The organism is Bacillus sp. RO2 (assembly GCF_012911845.1).
GTDB lineage: Bacteria > Bacillota > Bacilli > Bacillales > Bacillaceae_I > Sutcliffiella_A.
The window spans coordinates 1-6751 of record NZ_JAAXCU010000039.1; the positions used below are offsets into that span (position 1 = coordinate 1).

The window sequence follows — 6751 nt, forward strand, 5'->3', positions numbered from 1 at the left end:
CACTGAAAAAGTCTTGGATTTTAGATGTTGTTTAGACACCGCTGTTGATTTCCGCAAACGGCTTCGCTTTCCTAGGGGCGCTGCTGGAGCCTCCTCGGCAAGCCTGCGGGGTCTCCACCTAGCGCTATCTCCCTCAGGAGTCTTCGCCTTTGCTCCAATCAACAGCTAAGAATCATCATAAACTTTACGTTAGTTTTTCAGTGGCTCAGCAAGCCTGCGGGGTCTTCCCTGTCCCTCTCCTCCCGCAAGAGTCTACGCGCCTTCCACTGCAATCAACTTGGTTTACGGTTGCACCTAAAAATTAACCTTTAAATTCCCGCGGATCTTTGGAGTCTTTTGGCGATTTCCATGAAGTCTTCTTGGGAGATGCCTGGTGCGAATTCTTCAGGGACGCTTTGCAGGTCAGGCATTGGGCCTCCAGGTGGAGATCCTTGGATAACTTCAAGCTTCCCTCCATCTACTGGGTGACTTCCTTTCCAGATCATGGCTATATCCTTATAATCACTCGGACTGAAGGTGTATAACTTACGGTGGGCTCCTTCGGCTTCAAATTTCCTCGTCGTTTCAAACGCCTTGTTTTCCAAGCTTGGAATAGGAACAAGCTTTGTGATGTCAACTCCTGTCGCGATCTCCAGGGCTTTTGCATATGCCACAACATGCACCCCTCCCCGAACAAGGAGGTATCCGATCATTTCTCGCGCTACCGGGTTATCTGTCATCTGATATACCCTCATCTTATGGGTTCTGGCCCCACATTCAAGAAAAAAGTTATGCAGTAAATCCAACACTAAATTACCACTGTTGAATACATTATCACCGGTCCAAGCCCTGCCCATGGAATCTCCTGGGAGAGCAGTCTGAGCTGTCGCTATATATTGATAAGTATTACGAAAATCTTTTGTGTCTCTTAACGGCGTTGCATCCGGTGGTGCAGGATATGTAACACCTTCTAACATCAGGTTAATAGTAGTTGTTACCAGTTCTACATGACCTATCTCCTCTGCTGTAATACTTGCCACCAGATCAAAAAACGGTTTCAACTTCTTTTTATTGCGAAAGTTAATGGATTGAAACATATAGTTATTGAGTGTGGACATTTCACCAAACTTACCTCCGAGCAGTTCCTGAACAGCCGCAGCTCCATTTGGGTCCGGGTTTTTCGGTTTAGGCAACGGGATCAATAAGCGATTTGTACGAGAGAACATCTTCTTTCACCCTCCTCTAAACAATCAAAAAGGCTCTATTTACTTTTATGATATTTGGGAATTGTCCTATAACCAACAAGAGGCTTTTATCATAGATACGGGACATTCGCCTATACACTTTGGGTGTTTATAACATAAGGTATGGTATCAACGTCAAAAGGAGAGATGTATAAATGGGCAAGGACGCAGGCTTTGGAGCAGGCTTCACACTCTTCATTATCTTATTTATTCTTCTTATCATCATCGGAGCGGCTTACTTATATTAAACCTACACCAAAACGCAGGTTGCAAACTCCCTGCGTTTTTTACATGAAGAAAATAAGTTAAATAAACATAATTCAGAAGTGATAGGTCAAGCTAAAAAGAGAGTAATGGCTGGAGGAATTTATATGCAAGAAAAAAGCTTTCAACATAAGGACATACATACATACTTATACAGGGCCCTCATATGAACAAGCCACTTGAACGATTATTATGGAGCATTGCACTTCCTGGATTTGGCCAATTACTCAACAAAAAATATATTAAAGGATTAACCTTCATTTTTTTAGAATTCTTGATCAATGTCCAAGCTAACTTCAATTCCATTATCATGTATAGCTTTAATGGAGAAATTGACAGGGCAATGACGGAAGCGAATTATTTGTGGCTTATGTTCTATCCTTGTTTATATTTTTTTGCGATGTGGGACGCTTTTAAAGATGCAGGAGGGGGAAAATCACCCTATATCTTCCTTCCTTTCGTCAGTTGTGCTTATTTTGTAACAGTCGGACTAATGCTATCGGGCAAAATAAAGTTATTTGGCGTAATTGTAGGCCCTGTCTGGATGCCCATGATTTTCGTAATCCCTGGTGTAGCTGGTGGTTTCCTTATTCGGGCAATACTATTGTTTTTCACTTCAAGGCAAGTTCATGGAGGGTAATGGGATGAAGTATGTGTATACAAGAGATAATGTAAGGATTTTCTACCGATTAATTGGTACAGGACCTACAACCATATTATATGTTCATCCACCTGGTATGGGCCATATTACGTTCAAGCAGCAACTTCCCTTATCCAAAGATTTTCGTCTTTTATACATAGACTTACGTGGCAACGGGAACAGCGACAGTGGAAGTGTAACAATCAATTTCCCCCTTCTTGCAAGGGATCTTTATGATGTCTGTCAGCAGTTAGATATCGATAAAGTGTTTATATGTGGTTATTCAAACGGTGCCTCCATTGCTATGGAAACTGCAATAAGATACCCGAATCTAGTGGAGGGACTATTATTAATAGGGGCTTTTTCAGAGGTCAACTCGTTATTATTAGGAGGGGAATTCCTTTTAGGGATTACAGCATCAAAGATGAAGATGATGAAGCTATTAGCTAATGTTATTTCAAATGCACACTCCTACTCAAAAGCGTTCGGAAAGGAAATGGCGGACTATTTTTTGCGTACAGATGCAGACATCCTTTATCAGATGTATCTAGAAGGTCTATACTATAATTGCACGAAGAAACTGCCGTCTATTTCATGCCCCATTCTTCTCATATATGGTCAAAGGGACTACTATGTTCATCATTATCAGTATAAATTTATGAAACGGCATCACAATACCAAAGTTATCTATGTTAGCGGTGCCAGACACCAAATTCCAACTAAACACTCCACTATTCTTAATGCAATTACTAAACAGTTCATTCAAAATCAAACGATGAATAGCAAAACAAAAGGGAGTCACTCAACTCCCTAAGCTGAATTATTTGATTGTAAAGGGCTTGTTTGTGTTTTTACTTTTAACAGGAATAGCAGAATTTGGCTGCATGCAATTATGAGCGATTTTCATACGGCTTAAAGTGGTCTTTAGCGTATCGTTTGCGTCCTTTTCTTTGTCCAATTGAATGTTGGTCATGTCCACCATGGCCCGTACAACATTTTCAAAAGCAATACGAAGCTTCTCGTCTTGGAGGGACTTTCCGTCCTTCACTATCATTTTCACTAACTCATTTGCATAGACATTCATTTTTTCCACAGCTTCTACCTTCGTATTCATGACGCACTCCTCCTATAAGTTTTTTTCTAAGATATGAGAGATAGCCATAAAGCATGCCTTAATACTTTCTATATTCCTTTTGTCTATACTATTCTATGATAATTGCACAAATCCTCCTTATCGACAAAACAAGGCATATCTACATATTTTTCGACCTTTGCCTTCCCCTTACACCCCCATTCCGCTCACGTCTTACCATCTAAAATCTCAACATTAAAGAAATAAAATAAATGTACCTTTTAAAAATTCAAAGTTTTTCACAATAATACCTACTTTTTACACCTAACCTATTTTCTTACAAAGTTTTTTCGACTATAATATAGAAAATTGTGAAGAGGGAGTGATAAAGATGAAACTCGTAGAACTTGCCGTAGAAAAAAAACGAAGCCAAATGATCCAAACTGCGTTTAAAACGGGATTGACTTCAGTAGAAACTGTCAGGCTAAGTCAAGAGCTAGATGAAATGCTAAATGTCTTTATTCCTCCACACCTTGAAGAAAAACATATAAATCAATCTCAATTTAAGAAAAAATAGTTACATTACTGTTAAAAATATGTATAATTACATCTAACTTATATAAGTTTATCATTGATGATAAAGAGAGTAGTCTTTAGATGGCAAACAAAGCGAATCAGGGACGGTGGAAGCCTGGTGGAAATCTAACGTACGAAGCGCACTTTTGAAATGAAACGGGCACATCCCCTTTAACGATGATAAGCGGCTTTTCGTATGATTATGAGAAAAGCAATTAGAGTGGTACCGCGGGCATATGACACCAAGCTCGTCTCTTCATTTAGTTGAAGAGGCGGGCTTTTTATATTTATCATTTAAGGAGTTGAGCTAAATGAAATTAACTGATTTTGCAGCACAAGCCCTGCATAATATAGTACCTGAAATCCCATTAAATAAAATAACCTCACTTTTAGAAAAACCGAAACATGTTCAACACGGTGACCTGTCTTTCCCTTGTTTTGAACTAGCAAAAATGAGTAGAACAGCCCCTCCCCTTCTAGCAGCAGACATTGCAACAAAATTAACTAGCTCTATGATTGATAAGACAGAAGCAGTTGGTCCATATGTAAATATCTTTTTTAAAAAAGACATGATCCAACAAAAAATCGTTCATAAAATCCTACAAGAAAAAGAACAATATGGAACACTTGATATCGGTAACAATGAAACCATCGTCTTAGATCTGTCCTCTCCAAATATTGCAAAGCCTTTTTCAATGGGGCATTTACGTTCGACAGTGATTGGTAACGCCATCGCAAACATCCTAGAAAAATCCGGGTATGAGACAGTACGAATAAATTATTTAGGAGACTGGGGCACCCAATTCGGTAAATTGATTGCCGCCTATCTCAAATGGGGAGAAGAAGAAAAAATCCGCAATAATCCAATCCCGGAACTGCTAAAGCTTTATGTCAAATTTCATGAAGAAGCATTTGTTCAAACAGATTTAAATGACGAAGGACGCCGTTGGTTCAAGCAGCTTGAAGAAGGAAATGAGCAAGCTGTTTCCCTATGGAAATGGTTTAGAGAAGAGTCCTTGAAGGAATTCCATAAAATTTATCGTCTCCTCGGCGTCACGTTCGATTCCTATCAAGGAGAAGCGTTTTATAACGATAAAATGGAACAAGTCGTTCAAATGCTAGAAGAACAAAACTTGTTGAAAGAGTCTGAGGGTGCACAAGTAGTGGATCTTGATGACCCAACACTGCCCCCTTGTTTAATAAAAAAGTCGGATGGTGCTACCCTGTATGCAACTCGTGATCTCGCAGCCGCTCTTTATCGTAAAAAGGTCTATCAATTCTCAAAGGCACTGTATGTCGTGGGGCAAGAGCAATCCATTCACTTTCAGCAAGTGAAAGAAGTATTGAAGAAAGCTGGTTTTGACTGGGCGGCAGAAATGCACCATATTACATTTGGACTTCTTTTGAAAGACGGAAAGAAAATGTCCACCCGTAAAGGTAAAGTTGTTTTACTAGAAGAAGTGTTGCAGGAAGCCATTCAACTCGCAGAAAGAAATATTGAATCCAAAAACCCGGCTCTTCCTGATAAAGAAGAAGTAGCCCGTCAAGTTGGTGTCGGTGCGGTCATTTTTCATGATTTAAAAAACTACCGGGTGAACTCTGTTGAATTTTCCCTAGAAGATATGTTGAAATTTGAAGGGGAAACAGGACCTTATGTTCAATATACTTACGCACGAGCTAACTCCATATTGAAAAAAGGGAATTGGGAAAGCGAAGAAATACAGAAAGGGTTAGAAGATAGCTATTCATGGGAAGTGGCAAAACTGCTGCAAGAATTCCCAGAAGTTATTGCAAAGGCAAATAAAGGATACGATCCCTCTCTAATTGCGAAGCATATTGTAAATGTATGCCAGGCATTCAACAGTTGGTATGGCAATATTAAATTCTTACAAGAGGACGAAGAAAAAAGTGCAAGACTTGCTTTGGTATCCGCTACCGCCATTGTGATAAAAGAGTCTTTGCGCCTACTGGGTATTCAGGCACCACAAGAAATGTAACAGATATTGGTATAAAGAACATGAATCCATCATCCCCCTCATATATTGAAGTATCAATAGTATTGGGGGGATGCCTATGAAATGGCTGATACTGTTTCATGTGATAGTTGCCGTCGTCGGAATTGGTCCCACATTTTTCGGAATTATACTCCTAAGAAAGCACCAAACCATCTCAGACCTTCGACACAATGTCCTATTACAACATAAACTTGACTACTTCCCTAAGATTGGCGGAACACTTGCTGTGATAACAGGCATACTACTTGTTCTCTTTGGAAACTATGGTTCTATTCTCCAAGTTTGGCTTTTAGCTTCCCTTGTCATCTACCTTTCCATCCAAGTCCTTGTGATCGGATTTATCTCGCCTGCCCTTAATGAACTTCAGCGTTGGTTACTGCACCCTGAAAACAGAGCCTCAACTCAATTGCCAGCCCAACAGGACGCTACTCTCCACAAAATCAGCAATCTCTACTTACTTACCTGTATTCTTGGATTTCTCATCTTTATCCTGATGATTATTAAACCAGCTTAATCTATAGGTCATCTCCTTTGCAGCTGTATATTTTGGGCATTATTAGGCGGAGGTGTTGGCCTATATTGATTAAGCGGCCTTCTTTGCATGTTGGTGGTGATGAGGGTATAGTGGCATTAATGGTTGGATTTGCTTGATCAGTTTTGTTCAGATCCGTTACGTTCAGTTCTAAATGTCCGAAGATTTTTGATTTTTGACCGAAGATTTCGAAAAGTTGACCGAAGAATTTCAATAGTTGACCGAAGTTTTGCCGAAATTGACCGAACCAAAAAATCGATTGTCCAAACACCCCCTAAGAGTTGACCGAACACTTAAATATTATGGAGGTAGTATGAAAAGTGGACATTGGGATTGGCGTCATGTTTTAATCAAAACTAACAGATAAAAGGACGTGTTAAACATGACGAAAAAGAAAAGCTACTCTCCAGAGTTTAGGGAATATGTGGT

General features: G+C 39.7%; 8 protein-coding genes. 6 read left to right on the forward strand and 2 right to left on the reverse strand.

Annotated elements, in window-relative coordinates; genetic code table 11:
* Positions 1-308 precede the first annotated feature (308 nt).
* Positions 309-1205 (reverse strand): manganese catalase family protein, encoded by an 897-nt coding sequence (locus HF078_RS09835; RefSeq protein WP_169290993.1) that lies wholly within the window; start codon positions 1203-1205, stop codon positions 309-311.
* 173 nt (positions 1206-1378) lie between these two features.
* Between HF078_RS09835 and HF078_RS09840 the strand changes: the two genes are divergently transcribed.
* From HF078_RS09840 to HF078_RS09850, 3 genes are all read left to right on the forward strand, one after another.
* Positions 1379-1471: a YjcZ family sporulation protein gene (locus tag HF078_RS09840; protein ID WP_168863859.1), complete on the forward strand. Its 93-nt coding sequence runs from the start codon at positions 1379-1381 to the stop codon at positions 1469-1471.
* Between the two features lie 182 nt (positions 1472-1653).
* Positions 1654-2127 (forward strand): hypothetical protein, encoded by a 474-nt coding sequence (locus HF078_RS09845; protein WP_169290994.1) that lies wholly within the window; start codon positions 1654-1656, stop codon positions 2125-2127.
* A 4-nt stretch (positions 2128-2131) separates the two neighbouring features.
* Positions 2132-2941, forward strand: coding sequence for an alpha/beta fold hydrolase (locus HF078_RS09850; protein ID WP_169290995.1), 810 nt, complete (start codon positions 2132-2134; stop codon positions 2939-2941).
* Between the two features lie 6 nt (positions 2942-2947).
* Here HF078_RS09850 and HF078_RS09855 read toward each other — a convergent pair whose 3' ends face one another.
* Entirely contained in the window at positions 2948-3241 is a 294-nt protein-coding gene (locus HF078_RS09855; protein WP_169290996.1) for a hypothetical protein, read from the reverse strand.
* 349 nt (positions 3242-3590) lie between these two features.
* Here HF078_RS09855 and HF078_RS09860 point away from each other — a divergent pair, with 349 nt between their 5' ends.
* The 3 genes from HF078_RS09860 (at position 3591) to HF078_RS09870 (ending at position 6304) form a co-directional block, all read left to right on the forward strand.
* On the forward strand, positions 3591-3776 hold the full coding sequence (locus HF078_RS09860) for an aspartyl-phosphate phosphatase Spo0E family protein (protein WP_169290997.1): 186 nt from the start codon (positions 3591-3593) through the stop codon (positions 3774-3776).
* A gap of 310 nt (positions 3777-4086) precedes the next feature.
* A complete protein-coding gene (gene argS, locus HF078_RS09865; RefSeq protein WP_169290998.1) occupies positions 4087-5772 on the forward strand; it encodes an arginine--tRNA ligase in 1686 nt (561 codons plus the stop codon).
* A gap of 76 nt (positions 5773-5848) precedes the next feature.
* Positions 5849-6304 (forward strand): DUF2269 family protein, encoded by a 456-nt coding sequence (locus HF078_RS09870; RefSeq protein ID WP_169290999.1) that lies wholly within the window; start codon positions 5849-5851, stop codon positions 6302-6304.
* Positions 6305-6751: the final 447 nt, after the last annotated feature.